Genomic DNA, 17757 nt, shown 5'->3' with positions numbered 1-17757 from the left:
TGAAGAAGCGTCTAATGAAAAGAAAAATATTCATTAACACTTTACTAAAGGAGAATTTATCATGATTTTGGAAAAAAAATTTCTTCAGCTGGCTGTGGTTTTAATGGCTGCTCTCATGTTGTCAGGAACAGGGTTTGCTGCTAATAAACCCAATATCCTGGTGATATGGGGGGATGATATTGGCTGGTCCAATATCAGCAAATACAATCATGGCATGATGGGCTATAAAACACCCAACATCGACAGGATTGCCGATGAAGGGGCCATGTTCACCGACTGGTACGCCCAACAGTCCTGTACCGCAGGGCGTGCGGCTTTTATTCTAGGACAGCATCCTTTCAGGACCGGGTTACTTACCATTGGAATGCCCGGTTCTGAACATGGAATAAAGGAAAACCAGCCAACCATTGCAGAACTTTTAAAGCCTCTGGGATATACGTCCGGCCAGTTCGGGAAAAATCATCTGGGTGATCGGGATATGCATTTGCCCACCAATCATGGATTCGACGAATTCTTTGGCAATCTTTATCACTTAAATGCTGAAGAAGAACCAGAAACCTATTATTATCCAAAAGATCAAGAATTTCATAAGAAATTTGGCCCCCGGGGTGTGATCCACAGTTATTCTGACGGCAAAGTTGAAGATACCGGCCCAATGACGCAAAAACGAATGGAAACGGCTGACGATGAGTTTACGAGTGCAGCCATTGATTTTATAGAAAGAGCGCATAAACAAGATAAGCCTTTTTTCGTTTGGCTCAGTGCAACCCGTATGCACGTATGGACTCGCCTGAAAAAGGAAAGTCAGGGTGTGACGGGCATAGGACTCTATCCCGACGGTATGGTCGAACATGATACGGCCGTAGGAAAAGTTCTAAATAAATTGGATGAACTGGGGATAACCGATAATACGATAGTGATGTATTCCACGGATAACGGTGCTGAAAAATTCACCTGGCCGGATGGCGGAACCACTCCTTTTTATGGTGAAAAAGGGACCACCTGGGAAGGCGGTTTCAGGGTGCCCAGCCTTATCAGATGGCCGGGAACCATTAAACCGGGAACAGTGGACAATAACATTTATTCCCACGAAGACATGCTGCCCACCATTCTTGCCGCAGCCGGTGTCCCTGATGTTAAGGAAAAACTGTTAAAAGGGTATCAGGCAGGGGATAAAAATTTTAAAGTTCACCTGGACGGGTATAATTTAATGCCGTTCTGGACGGGTGAAGTAGAAAAAGATCCCCGAAGGGAAATTTTTTATTTTGACCAGATGGCAAACCTGAATGCCATCCGGTATGATAACTGGAAACTGCATTTTGCGATTTTAGAAGGGGCTATCAATACCGCCTACCGCAAGCAGCCGGCATGGCCGATTCTGATCAATTTAAAAGCAGATCCCTATGAAACTGCCTGGAAAGAATCAGCCATGTATATTCGCTGGTTTGCAGACAACATGTGGACATTTGTACCGGCCCAGGCCATTACCGGTGAATTTTTAAAGACATTTGTTGAATTTCCCCCGGTTGAAGGGTCAGCGCTGGGTATAGATAAAGTGTTGAAACAGCTTCAGACCGTTCCTCAAAACTAAGGGGAAGAAAAGTATTTTCAATGCAGGGAACACAACCAGTGGCAAAATATGTCTGCCACTGGTTGTTAATTTATGCTTAACTACAGATATAAAAAAAGGATACTATGTGTGATACCCTTTACACCCCCCGGCAAGTCATCATTGTTTTTTTGTTTTTTGCAGGCTTTTTTTTACCCATGTTGCAGCCGGCATTTGCCGGTGAAGGGGCTGCCACCGGGGTTAAAATAGATTATGGCATCATTGCCGGTGACTGGCAGCGAACAGACGGCAGCTATGTGGTCAAAATCAGAGATGTGAAAACAGACGGCCAGGCAATTGTATCGTATTTCAACCCCAAGCCTATCCATGTCGCAACGGCAGCCGTTTCAATTGAAAAATCGTTGATCAAACTGTTTGTGAAATTTCAGGACAAAGGCTATGAAGGATCAACCTATACACTTTACTACTATGCCCAAAAAGACGCTCTGGTGGGATTCTACTACCAGGCTGTCATGGACAGGACATATGAAGTGATTTTTTTGCGCAAGACGCCATGATTTTATGTGTTCCCAGATTGTTTTACCCTGGTTTTTAGTGTAAGGGTGGTTTAAAATAATTCATTTTTTACGGAGGCAGGAAAATCGGGCAGGTCTCAGATACAGTCTTGAGTTTTATCAAACACGTTCATCCTGTAAAGGTTCCTTTAAAAGCCCTTGAATTAAAAAGCACTTGGGCTTTGGGGGGGATGTGTCTTGTCCTGGTGACGCTTCTCGCAGGGTCAGGGACGCTCATGCTTTTTTCCTATCAGCCGTTTCCAGAGTTTGCCTATACCTCTGTTGAATACCTTGAAAACCAGTTTACCTTTGGCCGGATGATCCGCAGCATGCATTATTTTTCTGCCAATTTGCTTGTTTTAATGCTCTTTTGCCATATGCTCAGGGTGTTTTTTACCGGAGGATATCTGGGTAAAAGAAGGTTGAACTGGATCATCGGCCTCTGCATTCTCAGTCTGGTATTGTTGTCATGCTTTACTGGTTATCTGCTGCCCTGGGACCAGACTGCATTCTGGGCCGTGACCATCTGCATGAACATGTTTGATTATGTCCCGGCCGGCAGTATGCTCAAAACCTTTTTCATCACAGACGGCGGTATCAGTGAAAAAACATTACAACTTTTTTTTACCCTTCATACCACCGTGATTCCAACACTTCTGATCGGCTTTCTGGCCACCCATTTCTGGAAAGTCAGAAAGGCAAAAGGCGTTGTAACATCCAGATTGGCCGGCATGGGGGAAGATGATAAACCGGTCATGGTTGCTGTACATCCAAACCTGCTGTTGCGGGAAGCGGTTGTCGCCCTTGTGCTGACTGCCGTCATTATGGTGCTTGCCCTTGTCTTTAAAGCGCCCCTGGATGAGATGGCCAATGCCGGTTTGAGTCCGAACCCTGCAAAGGCACCCTGGTATTTTTCAGGGTTTCAGGAACTTTTACTGCATTTTCATCCATCTTTTGCCGTGTTCTTGATTCCAACTGTCATTTTCTGCATCCTTATCGGCATGCCGTTTCTGCGAGGGGATATCCAGAATGAAGGGGTCTGGTTTATGTCAGACCGGGCAAAAACAGCAGCAAAAACAGCGGTTTTAATTTCCATGACCCTCACCCCGGTGCTGGTTTTTTTTGATGAGGCTGTTCTTGATTTTCAAAAATGGTTCCCGGGCATCCCTGGGATTTTGTCCACAGGGCTTGTTCCCTTTGTCCTGGTTATATGCTTGATTTTGGTTCATCATTTTGGGATGAAACAAAAATTTAAGCTATCTTCCTCTGAAGCCTTTCAAACTTCTGCTGTGTTTTTAATTACTGCATTTGTGATTCTTACTTTGATTTGTATCTGGCTCCGGGGAGCTGGTATGAAGCTTTATTTCTGGGGTGCCTGATGGATAAGAATAATAAGACTGCCGGCGGACGGACCGGGAAAAGGAATTTTTTGAAAACTTTGTGGACTCTCCTGGGGCTGGTTGCCCTTGGCGAGCTGATCATGGTGATTATTTCTTTTTTCAGACCGGTCACCAGAAAAAAAACTTCAATTTCTACAATCAGGATGATCGATGCCGGTTCTACCGATACGTATGAGCCGGGATCTGTCTCGGCATTTGTCACGGGACAATTTTATCTGGTGTGTCTTGGGGACGGTGGCTTCCTTGCTCTGTCCGGCAGATGCACCCACCTGGGGTGCGCCGTCCCCTGGGATAAAGAATTGAAAAAGTTTGTCTGCCCCTGTCATGCATCTGAGTTCGATATCAGGGGGAATGTCCTGAGTTCACCCGCTCCAAGGGCTTTGGACCTTTTTGAGGTAAGTATTGTCAATAAACAGATCCAGGTGAATATCGGCAGTCGGATAAAACGCAACCGGTTTAACAAAAGTCAGCCGGTTTATCCGGAAACAATAACGATCCTGAAAGAGAGCCGGAAAAAAGGATGACTGCTGATTTTTCAACACACCCGGATTCTAAAAAAAAATGGATGCTCACTGGCATTGCGGCAATCCTTGTGATTGTGCTGATTATTCCGCTGGCCTATATAAAGTCCCGGCAAAAAATGTATCGCAGTTCTATCGCAACCGGCCAGGATATAGAAAAAGGTTCTACTTTTGTGGGCAAAGAAAAATGCAGGGATTGCCACAGGAATGAGTATGAAAAATGGCAGAATTCCGACCATGACCGGGCCATGGAAAAAGCAGACAATTTAACCGTGCTGGGGGATTTTAATGATACAGAATTTACCCACAACCAGATCACCACACGTTTTTTTAAAAAAGAGGACCGGTTTTTTGTCAATACCATCGGTCAGGACGGTGCCTATAAAGATTTCCAGATTACCCATACCTTTGGGTTTTCTCCCCTGCAGCAGTATTTGATTCCCTTTGAAGGCGGACGGCTGCAATGCCTGACGATTGCCTGGGACGATGTGAAAAAAAAGTGGTATGCCCTTCCCAATCATACGGATGATTATATGGACTGGCTCCATTGGACCGGGCAGGGTCAGAACTGGAACGGCATGTGCGCCGAATGCCATTCGACAAATTTGAAAAAAGGATATGATATAACCACGGATCGGTTTACCACGACCTGGTCTGAAATAGATGTGAGCTGTGAAGCCTGCCACGGCCCTGGGTCTATGCATGTGGTCTGGGCTCAGACGCCCGAAATGGGTCGGAAGGATGTTGATAATTTCAACCTGGTTGTTCAAACAAGAGATATGACGTCAGAAGATTTCATCCAGGTTTGTGCGTATTGCCATTCAAGGCGGGCGTCCATTGCGGATTTTTCCCATAGTCGTGACAATATCATGGATTATATGGTCCCCAGCCTGTTGACGGAACATTTGTATTATCCGGATGGACAGATCCTTGATGAAGATTATGTGTACGGGTCTTTTATGCAGAGCAAGATGTTTTTAAATGGTGTCAAATGTAATGACTGCCATGATGTTCACAGCCAGAAGCTTAAGGTGGCAGGCAATGATCTATGCATTACCTGCCACAGGAAAGATACCTATGACACGGTAAATCATCATTTCCACAAGAAAATGTACCAGGGGAAGGAAAGTCAAGGGGATGACTGTATCCAATGCCACATGCCCGAGACAGTATATATGGGAATTGACAAGAGAGCGGATCATTCCATCCGTATACCCCGGCCGGATTTAAGCCGCACCCTCCAGACACCCAATGCCTGCAATGCCGTTGGATGTCATTCTGATAAATCCCTTGAATGGACCAATGAGCAGATGACCACCTGGTACGGCAAGAAAAAGCGACCCCATTTCGGGGAAATTATTGCACTGGGCAGGCAGGGTGACCCCGCGGCCGTGCGCGATCTGATATCGCTTTCAAAAGATTCGCTTTTTCCCGGTATTGTCAGGGCAACAGCATTATCCCTTTTATCTGCCTATCCGTCACAGCAAAGCTATACAGCCCTTGAAACAGCGTTGTCAGACCCGGATGCCCTGGTACGGCAGACCGCTATTTCCACCATCAATATTTTACGCTTTGACAAGGATGCCTCCCTTATGTTTCCGTTGCTCTATGATCCGGTAAAAGCTGTCAGAATCCAGGCCGCTCTTGGTGTTGCCTCCATAAATAATTTGAAATTGACTAAAGATCAGGACCGTGTATTTGAATCAGTCAAGAAAGAATATATTTCCGCCATGGAATATTCGGGTGACTTTCCCGCCGGACGATATAATCTGGCGTTATTGTATTCTGCTTTGGGACAGAATGATAAAGCCATTGAAAATTATAAACAGTCCATCCGAATCGATGGCTTGTTTTTCCCGGCAAAAAACAATCTGGCGATGCTGTATAATGCAAAAGGAGAAAATGAAAAAGCGGAGACGCTTTTTATCCAGATTCTTGAAGATCGGCCACAAATGTATGATATTGCCTATTCTCTGGGGTTGTTAATGGTGGAAGAAAAAAAATATACCCAGGGGTTGATATATCTTCAAAAAGCAGCCGACGGTCTTCCGGACAGGGCAAGAATTCAGTACAATTTTGGGTTGCTGCTCCAGTTTCAGAAAAAAATGACCGCGGCTGAAAAATATTTATTGCGCGCACGGTCACTGGAACCGGATAATTTTGATTTTCTTTTTGCCCTGGCAGATCATTATATTAAAGGGAATCGACTGGACAGTGCCCGGATGCCAGCGGAAAAAATGATCCGGCTTTTTCCAGAAAATAAAATCGGATATGATATTTTGAGATATATAAACGAAAGGAATAAGAAAACAGTTAACCCTAATTAACATAACACAGGCTGTCTTTTTTCTTAAGAGAAAAGCATGGTGCGAGGTGAGGGGTGATGGGGTATTAAATAGTTTTGCCCGCAAGGGAGAGGCAAAGCCGTCAATTTACTCTGCGGATGACAAGCTGTTTGATACCATTTCCATGTCTGTAGGCTGTTGCTCCAACGCCTCTAAAATAACCTGGCAGGCCATCTTTGTGCCGCCCTGGTTTTTTTGAATATAATTTCGGGCCTTTTGTTTTTGTTTGCCTCTTTCGATGGGGACCTTAAGGTGACCGATCATTGCAAGGGCAACCGTTTGACTGTCATTGCAGATGGTGACAAGTTGTTGGTTGAAAAGTTCTTTTCCGGCCCAGGCAAAGTCATCCAGATAAGGGCCGGTGACCGTGGGGGTGCCGAGAACGGCCGGTTCAATGAAATTTTGGCCCCCCAGGGGGCACAGGCTGCCGCCCACAAACACAGTGCGGGCAATGCCATAGGTTTCTCGTAATTCCCCGAAGGCATCCCAGAGGATGATGCCGGCGGTTGTGATCTGTGCGGTCATTTCCGATCTTAAATGGAATGGAATCTTTTTTTTGCAAAGTTTTTTCTTCCAGGCATCCATCCGATGCATGTGGCGCGGAAAGATGGCCACTACCTGGGAGGGGTATCGTGCCAGCAGCTCGTCCAGAATTTCCAGGGCCTGTTTTTCTTCCTGTCGCCGGATGGATGCCAGGATGGACAGGGGAAGATTTTTTGAAATTATGTTTTCCAGAGTCAAGGGCTTAGAAGGGGTGTCAAGGCCGGATTCCATGAGATCAAATTTGATATTGGGCATTTGAGTAACCTGGGCCTTGTCAAACACCTGGCCGTATCTTTTGGCATCCAAAGGGGATATGGCAAGAATTTTGTCCGGTGATAGTTTTGCCCATAAAAATCTTGTCCATCTATAGTGCTGGCCACTTCGCTTGGACAGCCGGCCATTGACAATGAAAATTTGGGTATGGTTTTTCTTTAAATAATGGAGAAGGGCCGGCCAGATTTCGGTTTCAAGCAGGATCATGACCCTGGGGTTTACCTGGTTGACAGCCCCTTGGATGGTCCGGGGAATGTCAAAGGGAAACCAGTCGAGAAAATATTCAATATTGGGGTTGATCTTATTATTTTCTATACCTGATTTTAAGATCTTCATGCCCTGGGAGGTGGTGGATGTGATCAATATTTTAATTTTTTGCCTTGGTTCCAGGCAGGAGAGAAGAGAGAGGGCGAGAAATGCTTCTCCGGCCGATGCCGCCTGGATCCAGATATCCGCCTTTTTAAGGTGGTCTGTTGTGACCCTTTTTTGAAAAGAAGGCCCCAATCGTTTGTTTTTCTTTAAAAAAGGCAGGGCCGCCTGCCAGAGGATATTGTAAAATTTAAAAAAATTAGGTATAAAGGCACACGTTTTCATGGGGACATATGCTCTCATGTTTTTTGATGATTGACAATACCCGGTTTAGAAATCGGGTGTATACTATGGATGAACCAAATTTAATTTATGGAAAATAAACGAGCCAGTCTATCCAAATCCCGGCAGCGGGTAATTTTTAATCTTGTATCCCGATACTGGAAACGGCTCGCCTTTGCCGCCGCGTGCATGGTCATGGTGGCCGGGGCAAACGGGTCTATGGCCCTGTTGGTCAAGCCGGTCATGGATGATATTTTTATCGGCAAAAATCGGGACATGCTCCTCATCATACCGGGACTGGCCGTTCTGGTTTTTCTGGTCAAAGGCCTTGGGTCATATGGGTCTGAATATCTTATGAATTATATCGGTGAGAAGATTATCCGGTATTTCAGAAACGCTCTCTATGAAAAAATAACCGACCTGCCCATAGCCTTTATCCACAAGGAAAAAACCGGGGCCCTCATGTCCAGGATTACCAATGACGTCAATATTGTCAAGGGCATGGTATCCACAGCCGTGATCAACATCTTCCGGGATTTTTTCAGTGTGATCGCTTTCTTGGGAGTGATCTTTTACCGGGACTGGCAACTGGCCTGCGGGGCTTTTCTCGTGCTACCCCTGGCTTTTTATCCGATTCTTATTTTTGGCAGGCGGGTGAGGCGCTTTTCAACCGGTTCCCAGGAGACCATGGCCGATTTAAATTCTTTCCTCCACGAGACCTTTTCCGGTGCCAAGATCATTAAAATTTTCAGCCTGGAACCCCTTGAAAAAAAGAGGTTCAGGTTAAAAACCGGAGAATTGTTCCGGCTTGAAATGAAAAAGGTTGTTGCAAAGGCCCTGTCTTCGCCGATCATGGAATTTCTAGGGGGCTTAGGAATTGCCTTTATTATATGGTTTGGCGGCATGCGGGTGATCAACGGAACCTCTACTCCCGGCATCTTTTTTTCATTTTTAACGGCTGTCATGATGCTTTATGATCCGGTTAAAAAATTGGCCGGGCTCAATAACACCATTCAGGAAGGGGTGGCAGCCGCCTCCCGGATATTTGATATCCTGGAAGAGAAAGAAACCATCCAGGAAAAAAATGACCCGAAGATCCTTGAAGGGAAATCCTTTGACCTGGAATTTGATAATGTGAGTTTTTCCTATGGGGCGGATGAAACACCGGCCTTAAAGAACATCAATCTTCGGGTTGCCCCGGGTGAGGTGCTGGCCCTGGTGGGAATGAGCGGGGGGGGGAAAACCAGTCTTGTCAACCTGATCCCCCGGCTCTATGATGTGTCTTCGGGCAGGATATTAATCAGCGGCAAGGATATCCGGGATCTGTCCATAAAATCTCTGAGGGACACTATTTCCATTGTGACCCAGGAACCCATTTTATTCAATGAATCGGTGAAAGAAAATATCCGGTATGGACGAATGGATGCCACAGAGGAACAGATTGTTGCGGCGGCAAAGGCCGCCTTTGCCCATGAATTTATCCTGGGGTTTCCCAAGGGGTATGACACGGTGATAGGGGAACTTGGTTCCCGGTTGTCCGGTGGGGAAAAACAGCGAATCTGCATTGCCAGAGCCATGATCAAGGATGCGCCGGTGCTGATTCTGGACGAAGCCACCTCGGCGCTGGATTCCCAGGCGGAACAATTGGTGCAAAAAGCCTTGGAGAATCTCATGAAGGGCAGGACTTCGTTTGTTATTGCCCACAGACTTTCCACCATCGACTATGCCTCCCGGGTTATTTTGCTCAAAAATGGTTCCATTGCCGAACAGGGAACTCACCAGGAGCTGATGTCATTAAAAGGTGCCTACTTTGATTTACAGTCCATGCAGGCGGCAAAGACAGCGAAAATTTAAAACATTGAATCTAAAATCCATAAAATGAACCCTAAAAGGAGAACCCCCATGGCGGTTTCTAAAGAATTATTGGAAATACTGGTCTGTCCCAAATGCAAGGGAGAGGTCGTTTTAACCGAAAAACAAGACGGACTTGTTTGTGAAGCTTGTTGCCTGTGTTATGAAATTCGAGATGATATTCCCATTATGCTCATTGAAGAAGCAAAGCCTGTCTAAGGATGAGCACCCCGAAAGCACCGGATCCGGCAAAATTGGTGGTCTCTGTCTTTATGAAGGAGCGACAGGTCTTTGATCAGATTTTTGATCGGCTTGAGCAGATTGCAGGGCCCTGCGATATCATCTCAAAATGGCTTGATTTTGACTTTACAGACTATTATTATAAAGAAATGGGATCTCCTCTTTATAGACGGCTGATTGCCTTTAAACCCCTCATTGAACAGGACTCCCTTGCGTCCATTAAGCTTGCCACCAATTCTTTGGAACGGGAGTGTTTGGATGATGGCAACCGGCAGGTGAATATTGATCCGGGATATCTATTGTCATCCCGGTTTGTCCTTGCCACGGGAAAAGAATATTCCCACAGGATTTATATCGGCCACAATATCTATGCAGACTTGACCCTGATGTATACCAAAAAGGGATTTAAAACCCTGGAATGGACCTACCCGGACTATGCGTCAAGCGCTGTCACGGGGTTTCTTGAAAAGGTCAGGAACAAGTATCTTCTGGATTTAAAGGAAAGGAAAAGTTTATGATAAAAAGCATGACGGCTTTTGCAAAGGCATCCCATACCAAGGAGTTCATTACGGCGGATGTGACCATCCGTTCTTATAATTCTCGGCATTTGGATTTTGCCATTCACCTGCCAGAAGCCTGTCAGTCCTTTGAGGAACAAATCAAACGATTGATCGCCAAAACCCATGACCGGGGACGGATAGAGGTCCGGTTGAATTTCACGGATGACTCTGAGGCATCAGACCTTTTTGAGGTGGATGAGGTAAGGGCCAGGGGGTATTATTCGGCATTAAGCCGGCTAAAGGATTCCCTGGCAATAGGATCTGATATCTCCCTGGACCATATTCTGGCGGCCAGAAATATTATTATACCGGCCCAAAAGCAGGTTGATACAGACCTGCTGGGAGAGGTGGTATTGGCTGTTGTTGAAATGGCCGCCGGGGAGCTGGATCTCATGCGGCGCCAGGAGGGGGAAAATCTTTTCCAGGATTTGAGTTCCCGCATGGATTATATTGAAGGATCCATGGAGACCCTGACCAAGGAGGCCGGAAAAATTCCCGGGGTTTATAAAAACCGACTCATGGAACGGATCGCCAGGCTGACCCAGGATGCAGCGGAGATTGATCCGGTCCGGCTGGCCCAGGAAGTGGCGGTTCTCTCTGATAAAAGTGACGTGTCCGAGGAAATCGTTCGCCTTGCAAGTCATATCAGCCTGTTTCGGGAAGTCATGGATGCAAAAGACTCCCAGGGACGAAAACTTAATTTTTTGATCCAGGAATTCAACAGAGAGTTTAATACCATTGGATCAAAGGCGGGGAATGCGGTTTTGTCCCACATGGTGGTGGACCTGAAGTCAGAACTGGAAAAGATTCGAGAACAGGTTCAAAATATTGAATGATTTTATTTTGATAACCATCAACAAGAGCACAAGGAAATGATATGGAACAGCTCCTTTTAAATATTGGATTTGGAAACACGGTGGTGGCCCAACGGGTGGTGGCGATTTTATCCCCTAATTCATCTCCCATGAAACGGGTCAAGGATGAAGCAAAGGACGCCCGCAGTCTCATTGATGTCACCCACGGTAGAAAAACCAGGGCAATTATTATCACGGACAGCAATCACGTGATATTGTCTGCTATCCAGGCGGAAACCGTGGCGTCCCGTTTTGAGGCCCTCATGAAAGAGGGGGAAGAAACGGCCAAAGGGCCGGGCAAAGAACCCGCCAAAGAATCAGGCAAAGAATCAGGCAAACAGGGCAATTAAATAAATTGATACACCAGACAAGCCAAGAAATGGGCAGACAGAAAATGGAAAAAAAAGGAACCCTATTTGTGATTTCCGCTCCTTCGGGGGCCGGGAAAACCACGTTGATCGGGCAGGTGTTAAAACAATTTCCCCAATTGTCCTATTCGATTTCCCATACCACACGCAAACCCCGGCAAGGGGAAATCCATGGGCGAGATTATTTTTTTATAGATGAACAAGAGTTTCAAACTAGGATAGCCCGGGATCAATGGATTGAATGGGCACAGGTCCATGGGAATTTTTATGGAACCGATAAGGCCTTTGTATCGGAAAAACTGGACGAGGGAGAGAACCTTCTTTTGGATATCGATGTCCAGGGCGCAAAACAGATAATGAATTCTGATTTGAGGCTTGTTTCTGTTTTTATTTTGCCCCCCTCCATTGAGGTGCTTGAACAACGCCTTGAAAGCCGGGGCACCGATTCCCCTGATGTCATCGTACACCGAATGGAAAATGCCCAATGGGAGATGGATCAGCAGCGGGTCTATGACCATGTAATTGTCAATGATGGTTTAGAAAAGGCTGTTGCGGATTTGTGTTTGATTTTTGAGACAAAAATGAGGTGTTTATAATGGCCATGGAAAAAACAGAGATACTATTTGGCTTCCACTCCGTGTATGAGGCATTGCGTGCTGCAAAACGACAGTTTGAAGTTGTTTTTATTTCCAGCAAACGGTCTGCCGGCAGGGCAGACAAGGTAATTATGCTTGCTGAAAAAAGGGGCATTAAACTCCAATATGCAGACCCAAAGGAATTGGATACGCTGACCCAGTTTGCCCCCCACCAGGGAATTGTGGCCAAGGCCTCTTTTTTCCCCACAAAAAAAGCGACTCAGATACTGCCCCTTCTTGCGAAGAGAGACACCCCTTATTTTATTTTGGTGATTGAGAGCATTGAAGATCCCCATAACCTGGGGGCATTGATCAGAACCGCCCTTTGTGCGGATGTGGATTATATCATGATTCCCAAGGACAGATCCTGTCCACCCTCATCCACGGTTTCCAGAAGTTCGGCCGGAGCCATGGAACATGCCGACATCTTCATGATCACCAATACCGCTTCTCTTTTGAGGGATTTAAAGGATGCCGGGGCATGGGTTTCCGGACTGGATGCCGATGGGTCCAGCGGGTTATATGAATCCGATCTCACCGGCAATGTCGTCCTTGTTATCGGGGGGGAGCACAAGGGCATTCGACCCGGGGTTAAAAAGGAGTGTGATTTTGTTTTGTCCATTCCCATTTCAGGAACAATCAATTCATTAAATGCTTCTGTGGCAGGCGGAATTGCTATGTATGAGGCCAAACGCCAGCGCAGTATTGCATTTACACCTAAAGGAAAATAAAGAATGTCAGCACCCACACCCCTGGAATCCATACCACAAAAATTCCTAACACCAAAGTCCATAACAATGGACGATACCCTTGAACTGAACGTACCGGACAACCCCATCATTCCCTATATTGAAGGGGATGGTATCGGACAAGATATCTGGCCCGCAGCAAAACTTGTGTTGGATGCCGCGGTAAAGGCTGCATTCGGATCCAGGAAAAAAGTAGAATGGCTGGAGCTTACCGCCGGTGAAAAAGGATTTGCAAGGACAGGACAATATTTGCCCGATGAAACCTTGAATGCCATACGAACCCATCGGGTTGCCATTAAAGGGCCGCTTTCGACCCCGGTTGGAAAGGGAATGCGGAGCCTGAACGTCAAAATCCGGCAGCAGCTGGATTTATATGCCTGCATCCGCCCTGTTCGGTATTATCCGCCGGTGCCAAGTCCGGTTTCCCATCCCGAACGAGTGGATATGGTGGTCTTTCGGGAAAATACCGAAGATCTCTATGCCGGTATTGAATGGGATTCCGGGTCCTTTGAGGCAATAAAATTATTGGGCCTTTTAAAAACGGAACTCAATTGTGATTTGCCGGCCTCATGTTCCATCGGTATCAAGCCCATGTCTCCGGAAAAAACCAAGCGACTTGTGATCAGGGCCTTTGAATATGCCTTTGAAAACAATCGGAAGAGTGTGACCCTGATGCACAAGGGGAACATCATGAAATTCACCGAAGGGGGATTTCGAAGGTGGGGATATGAAGCTGCCTTTGAAACCTTTGGAGACCGGGTGATCACCGAGGAAACCTTGTTTGAGACCTATGAAGGCATCTTGCCAGATGGATTTGTGGTGATCAAGGATAGGATTGCCGATATGGTGTTTGCCGAAGTTTTGCTGCGGCCTGAAAACTTTGATATTATTGCCTGCCCCAATCTGAACGGGGATTATATATCCGATGCCCTGGCTGCCCAGGTCGGAGGATTAGGGCTTGCACCGGGTGCCAATATCGGAGATACCTGTGCCGTATTTGAAGCCACCCATGGGACGGCCCCGGACATTGCCGGACGAGACATGGCAAATCCTTGTTCTCTTATCCTGTCCGGTGCCATGATGTTTGATCACATGGGGTGGCAAAGGGCCGGGGATATTATTCGGGAGGGTGTGACCAAGGCGCTAGCCTCGGGCAGGGTCACAGCGGATTTGGCGTCCCGGATTACCGGGGGAGAAGAGGTGACATGTTCCAGATTTTCAAGGAGTATAGCAGAGCATATTCTTTTTGGGCAATAAAGAGGTTCCCTTTTGCATTTGAGACCTTGGTTTTCCCCTGCCAATGTCTTAAATGCAGGGCCTATATAAATTGTAAGATTCTCGACAGCCTGTCGGCCTGTTTTTGTGATAGGTGTTTGCCGGCCGACCCTCCTGGATTCAGACCTCCCTTTTGTCCCAGGTGTGGTCATGTCTTTGATCAAATCTCTGAACCGGTTTCCGATTTGGTCGATGAACAGGAAAATGGGAAAAATCATCTTTGTGAAACTTGCCTGATCACCCCGCCTTTGGTCAACCAGGTCAGGGCCGCCTTTCAATACCAGGGAATTATACGAGAGGCCATCCCTTTGTTTAAGTATCAATCAAAGCTCTCCCTTGCCCGGGTGTTTGAAACCTATATGTTTGATGCCTTTATCCGTTTTTTTGATGGTTTATCCATTGATCTGATTCTGCCCATTCCCCTGCATCGAAAAAAAATGAAACAGCGGGGATTTAACCAGTCTTATCTCCTGATTCGTAACTTTAAAAAACAATATAAATCGGTTTACGGAAAAAATCCCCCATGGCAGATTGACACAGGTGCACTCAGGAGAATCAAATTCACCCGCCCCCAAACCGGGTTTGATATCAAACAGCGAAAAGCCAACCTTAAGGGCGCATTTCGCCTTGGAAAAAAGATTGGGAAAAATATATCCATTGCAGGAAAAAATATATTGTTGGTGGATGATGTATATACCACGGGTACCACCTGTGGGGAAGCGGCAAGACTTTTGTTAGACGCCGGGGCAAACCAGGTGGATGTCCTGGTCCTTGCCAGGGCCTGATATTTGGTTCAGGTAACTCTTCAGGACAATCGCAAGCAAATAAAGCCTTGGTGACATGTTCAATTATAACCTGGTTAGCACTTTTGTTTGCCTCTGGCTGTATCCCTTATGCGAGATTCTAAAATCGTTGGGAAAAGTTGTACTATAGCTGATTGTCTGTGTAATAATTCACCAACCACAAGATCTGGTGTCCTCTTTTGATTCAGAACTATCTGGATTTATAAATTATTATTAATAGCCCATTCCTTTAAATCCAGCCTTTTACGAAAACAAAAATAAATTTAGTCCGCATCCTTTCAGGATGTATTGCCAGTTCCTGTTAGTCCAATTAAAATTTACCGGGGAATTGATTTATTCGTTTTTGCTTTTCCCCATATAATTTAATATTTCTTTACACAAATTTGAAACATTGATACTGATTTACAGATCATTTCTTTTATTGTTGCTGGTCGTATAACTTTCCAAATTATATGATACCCAGTTCTGCTCATTACTTGTTCATTTCTTTTATTGAATTTGGAGTTTTATTAGAAAATATATTTTTGGTTAATTTGAATATAAGGAGATAAAATAATGGCTAATATAGTTATCTGCGCAGATGGCACATGGAACCGCCCAGAAGAAGATATTGAAAAGGATTTTCCGACCAATGTCCTCAAACTTGCCCGCGCTGTGAAACCATCTGCCGACGGTGTCAAACAGCATGTCTTTTATGATTGGGGATTGGGTTCATATCATAACAGTGTAAGTGCTGGAGCAACCGGTCGCGGCATCCATAAAAATATCCTGGATGGATACCGCTATATTGTTCAGAACTATGACCCAGAAGACCATATTTACTTATTTGGTTTCAGTAGAGGTGCCTACACTGTAAGGGCTTTGAGTGGCTTGATAAACAACTGCGGTATATTGAAGAGAGCTGATGCCAATCTTATTCCCCAAGTTTGGAAAATATACAAAAGTTCTTCTGCGAAAAACCAACCAAATGCAGATGCCACAGCATTTTTTCGCGAGAACCACTGCTACACTTCCAGAAAGATTCATTTTGTAGGTGTTTGGGACACAGTCGGGGCTTTGGGAATCCCGTTCAGCCTGATGGGGCTATTCGATCGCCATGATGAATTTTATGATACCAAAATGGGTTCAAATGTATCTATTGCGCGTCATGCACTGGCAATTGATGAGGAACGAGAGGATTTCGAACCAACGGTTTGGACTTCCAGGCCGGGGGTGGATCTGAAACAAGTTTGGTTTGCAGGAGTTCATTCTGATGTCGGAGGTTCGTATCCTCCTGACAAGCAAACCGGGATTAGATCATCAGATGCCCCGCTGGCATGGATGCTGGACGAAGTGACAGGTGCAGGATTGGAGATCGAGCCTCATATAAGGAATTCCTTAACAGACGGGGTAAAAGGCAATCTTCACAAATCACGGAATCATGTGTACCGTTTGAAATCTCCATTACGGCGGCCGCTGATTATTGAAAACAAGCCCACCAGGATTCATCCCAGTGTCAAAACTCGTTATCTGGCCGACAGTAGCTACCGCCCGCCAAGACTAAAAAAACTCGTTGACCAATTAGGCTGGGACAACATAGATGTGGGGCAATGATGTTTGGCTCTGAAAAAATTACTTTAAGAATTGAATATGTATTTCAACAATGAAAATGAACTGGGTGATACCTATTGTTTTCGTATATTAAATTCAATGGAGATGATCTGATGAAATTTTTAGATCCAAACAAATCCATTGCAACGTACATATTTGAGACATGTGATAACCTCACCGTTCAAAATGCTCTGCATTGTCATTTTACACTCAGAGATTTGATATACTTTTTTTTGATTGCCTCACCTGCCTTTTTATTAGGGGGAGGCGGAATCTACCATATAAATGGATGGATGTTGATTCCATGGTTAATTTTGATAATCGGTTATTTCGGCTTTGTTGAAATCCGGGTCATGTGCTCCCATTGTCCTCATTATGCTGAGGAAGGAAAATCGTTAAAATGTTGGGCAAACTATGGTTCACCCAAAATTTGGAAATATCGACCCGGTCCAATGATATTTTCGGAAAAGGTTATATTTTTTGTTGGCTTCGTATTTGTCTGGGGATATCCTCTTATTTTCCTTATTGCTGGCTTTCAATTGTTTTTACTCATAGTTTATCTTTTGACAGTCGCAGGTTTTTTTATGACATTAAGAACTTTTCTCTGTTCTCAGTGTATGAATTTCGCATGCCCATTGAATAAAGTGAACAAGGAAATTCGAAGTGAGTTTTTTGAAAATAATCCCGAAGTTGCAAAAGCATGGACTATTGATACTAAACACAAGATTGGAAAGGATTCTTCGAAAATCCGGTAATTAATATAACAAATTTATAGTTGTTGAGTCAGAATATCATTTTCTGAAAATTTGGACAAAATCCTGTTACTCTCCAATATAGGTTAATGGAAGCTTGATTAATTCAATTATACTTGGTCAAATATAATTGAATATTTCTTTACACAAATTTGAATCATTGATACTGATTCACAGATCACGTTTTCATCGTTGTAGTTCGGATAGCATTCCAAATTATATGATATCCAGATCTGCACAGAACTGATTATGTGTCTGTCCAAAAAGGAAGCGTAGTGGCAAA

Annotated in this window: 17 protein-coding genes; 16 read left to right on the top strand and 1 reads right to left on the bottom strand. The window is 45.1% G+C overall.

Features of this window, described 5'->3' with window-relative positions:
* Positions 1 to 61 precede the first annotated feature (61 nt).
* The 5 genes from ACZ45G_RS19920 to ACZ45G_RS19900 all read left to right on the top strand — a co-directional run bounded on the left by ACZ45G_RS19920 (position 62) and on the right by ACZ45G_RS19900 (position 6372).
* Positions 62 to 1591: an arylsulfatase gene (locus ACZ45G_RS19920; protein ID WP_464172248.1), complete on the top strand. Its 1530-nt coding sequence runs from the start codon at positions 62 to 64 to the stop codon at positions 1589 to 1591.
* Between the two features lie 104 nt (positions 1592 to 1695).
* Positions 1696 to 2127, top strand: a complete 432-nt coding sequence (locus ACZ45G_RS19915; protein WP_464172247.1) for a hypothetical protein — start codon at positions 1696 to 1698, stop codon at positions 2125 to 2127.
* 107 nt (positions 2128 to 2234) lie between these two features.
* Positions 2235 to 3503: a cytochrome b N-terminal domain-containing protein gene (locus tag ACZ45G_RS19910; RefSeq protein WP_464172246.1), complete on the top strand. Its 1269-nt coding sequence runs from the start codon at positions 2235 to 2237 to the stop codon at positions 3501 to 3503.
* Positions 3503 to 4048 (top strand): Rieske 2Fe-2S domain-containing protein, encoded by a 546-nt coding sequence (locus ACZ45G_RS19905; RefSeq protein ID WP_464172245.1) that lies wholly within the window; start codon positions 3503 to 3505, stop codon positions 4046 to 4048. The genes ACZ45G_RS19910 and ACZ45G_RS19905 overlap by 1 nt, the downstream gene beginning before the upstream one ends.
* Positions 4045 to 6372 (top strand): tetratricopeptide repeat protein, encoded by a 2328-nt coding sequence (locus tag ACZ45G_RS19900; RefSeq protein ID WP_464172244.1) that lies wholly within the window; start codon positions 4045 to 4047, stop codon positions 6370 to 6372. The genes ACZ45G_RS19905 and ACZ45G_RS19900 overlap by 4 nt, the downstream gene beginning before the upstream one ends.
* Before the next feature lie 105 nt (positions 6373 to 6477).
* Here the strand turns inward: ACZ45G_RS19900 and ACZ45G_RS19895 are convergent, their stop codons facing one another.
* Positions 6478 to 7800 (bottom strand): 3-deoxy-D-manno-octulosonic acid transferase, encoded by a 1323-nt coding sequence (locus ACZ45G_RS19895; RefSeq protein ID WP_464172243.1) that lies wholly within the window; start codon positions 7798 to 7800, stop codon positions 6478 to 6480.
* Positions 7801 to 7887: 87 nt separating this feature from the next.
* On the opposite strand from ACZ45G_RS19895, the gene ACZ45G_RS19890 reads away from it, so the two are divergent.
* From ACZ45G_RS19890 to ACZ45G_RS19840, 11 genes are all read left to right on the top strand, one after another.
* Entirely contained in the window at positions 7888 to 9651 is a 1764-nt protein-coding gene (locus ACZ45G_RS19890) for an ABC transporter ATP-binding protein (RefSeq protein ID WP_464172242.1), read from the top strand.
* A gap of 48 nt (positions 9652 to 9699) precedes the next feature.
* Entirely contained in the window at positions 9700 to 9867 is a 168-nt protein-coding gene (locus ACZ45G_RS19885) for a Trm112 family protein (RefSeq protein ID WP_464172241.1), read from the top strand.
* A gap of 2 nt (positions 9868 to 9869) precedes the next feature.
* Positions 9870 to 10406, top strand: coding sequence for a DUF4416 family protein (locus ACZ45G_RS19880; RefSeq protein WP_464172240.1), 537 nt, complete (start codon positions 9870 to 9872; stop codon positions 10404 to 10406).
* Complete coding sequence (locus ACZ45G_RS19875; RefSeq protein ID WP_464172239.1) at positions 10403 to 11284, top strand: YicC/YloC family endoribonuclease; 882 nt, start codon at positions 10403 to 10405, stop codon at positions 11282 to 11284. The genes ACZ45G_RS19880 and ACZ45G_RS19875 overlap by 4 nt, the downstream gene beginning before the upstream one ends.
* Before the next feature lie 41 nt (positions 11285 to 11325).
* Positions 11326 to 11652 carry a DUF370 domain-containing protein gene (locus ACZ45G_RS19870; protein WP_464172238.1) on the top strand — a complete coding sequence of 109 codons (327 nt, stop codon included), beginning with the start codon at positions 11326 to 11328 and terminating at the stop codon, positions 11650 to 11652.
* A 44-nt stretch (positions 11653 to 11696) separates the two neighbouring features.
* Complete coding sequence (gene gmk / locus ACZ45G_RS19865; protein WP_464172237.1) at positions 11697 to 12266, top strand: guanylate kinase; 570 nt, start codon at positions 11697 to 11699, stop codon at positions 12264 to 12266.
* Between the two features lie 5 nt (positions 12267 to 12271).
* Positions 12272 to 13036, top strand: a complete 765-nt coding sequence (rlmB, locus tag ACZ45G_RS19860; protein WP_464172236.1) for a 23S rRNA (guanosine(2251)-2'-O)-methyltransferase RlmB — start codon at positions 12272 to 12274, stop codon at positions 13034 to 13036.
* Positions 13037 to 13039: 3 nt separating this feature from the next.
* Positions 13040 to 14311: an isocitrate dehydrogenase (NADP(+)) gene (gene icd, locus ACZ45G_RS19855; protein WP_464172235.1), complete on the top strand. Its 1272-nt coding sequence runs from the start codon at positions 13040 to 13042 to the stop codon at positions 14309 to 14311.
* A gap of 203 nt (positions 14312 to 14514) precedes the next feature.
* Entirely contained in the window at positions 14515 to 15114 is a 600-nt protein-coding gene (locus tag ACZ45G_RS19850) for a ComF family protein (RefSeq protein ID WP_464172234.1), read from the top strand.
* 573 nt (positions 15115 to 15687) lie between these two features.
* Positions 15688 to 16725 carry a DUF2235 domain-containing protein gene (locus ACZ45G_RS19845; protein ID WP_464172233.1) on the top strand — a complete coding sequence of 346 codons (1038 nt, stop codon included), beginning with the start codon at positions 15688 to 15690 and terminating at the stop codon, positions 16723 to 16725.
* A gap of 110 nt (positions 16726 to 16835) precedes the next feature.
* Positions 16836 to 17477: a hypothetical protein gene (locus ACZ45G_RS19840; protein ID WP_464172232.1), complete on the top strand. Its 642-nt coding sequence runs from the start codon at positions 16836 to 16838 to the stop codon at positions 17475 to 17477.
* The last annotated feature ends 280 nt before the right edge of the window (positions 17478 to 17757 follow it).

This window comes from Desulfoconvexum algidum (assembly GCF_055382125.1).
This window is presented reverse-complemented; position numbering and strand designations above follow the sequence as displayed.

What these genes read in the sequence shown, in the direction of transcription:
- ACZ45G_RS19920 (WP_464172248.1), top strand. Translation starts at nt 62, where the DNA reads ATGATTTTGGAAAAAAAATTTCTTCAGCTGGCTGTGGTTTTAATGGCT.
- ACZ45G_RS19915 (WP_464172247.1), top strand. Translation starts at nt 1,696, where the DNA reads ATGTGTGATACCCTTTACACCCCCCGGCAAGTCATCATTGTTTTTTTG.
- ACZ45G_RS19905 (WP_464172245.1), top strand. Translation starts at nt 3,503, where the DNA reads ATGGATAAGAATAATAAGACTGCCGGCGGACGGACCGGGAAAAGGAAT.
- ACZ45G_RS19900 (WP_464172244.1), top strand. Translation starts at nt 4,045, where the DNA reads ATGACTGCTGATTTTTCAACACACCCGGATTCTAAAAAAAAATGGATG.
- ACZ45G_RS19895 (WP_464172243.1), bottom strand. Translation starts at nt 7,800, where the DNA reads ATGAAAACGTGTGCCTTTATACCTAATTTTTTTAAATTTTACAATATC.
- ACZ45G_RS19890 (WP_464172242.1), top strand. Translation starts at nt 7,888, where the DNA reads ATGGAAAATAAACGAGCCAGTCTATCCAAATCCCGGCAGCGGGTAATT.
- ACZ45G_RS19885 (WP_464172241.1), top strand. Translation starts at nt 9,700, where the DNA reads ATGGCGGTTTCTAAAGAATTATTGGAAATACTGGTCTGTCCCAAATGC.
- ACZ45G_RS19880 (WP_464172240.1), top strand. Translation starts at nt 9,870, where the DNA reads ATGAGCACCCCGAAAGCACCGGATCCGGCAAAATTGGTGGTCTCTGTC.
- ACZ45G_RS19875 (WP_464172239.1), top strand. Translation starts at nt 10,403, where the DNA reads ATGATAAAAAGCATGACGGCTTTTGCAAAGGCATCCCATACCAAGGAG.
- ACZ45G_RS19870 (WP_464172238.1), top strand. Translation starts at nt 11,326, where the DNA reads ATGGAACAGCTCCTTTTAAATATTGGATTTGGAAACACGGTGGTGGCC.
- gmk (WP_464172237.1), top strand. Translation starts at nt 11,697, where the DNA reads ATGGAAAAAAAAGGAACCCTATTTGTGATTTCCGCTCCTTCGGGGGCC.
- rlmB (WP_464172236.1), top strand. Translation starts at nt 12,272, where the DNA reads ATGGAAAAAACAGAGATACTATTTGGCTTCCACTCCGTGTATGAGGCA.
- icd (WP_464172235.1), top strand. Translation starts at nt 13,040, where the DNA reads ATGTCAGCACCCACACCCCTGGAATCCATACCACAAAAATTCCTAACA.
- ACZ45G_RS19845 (WP_464172233.1), top strand. Translation starts at nt 15,688, where the DNA reads ATGGCTAATATAGTTATCTGCGCAGATGGCACATGGAACCGCCCAGAA.
- ACZ45G_RS19840 (WP_464172232.1), top strand. Translation starts at nt 16,836, where the DNA reads ATGAAATTTTTAGATCCAAACAAATCCATTGCAACGTACATATTTGAG.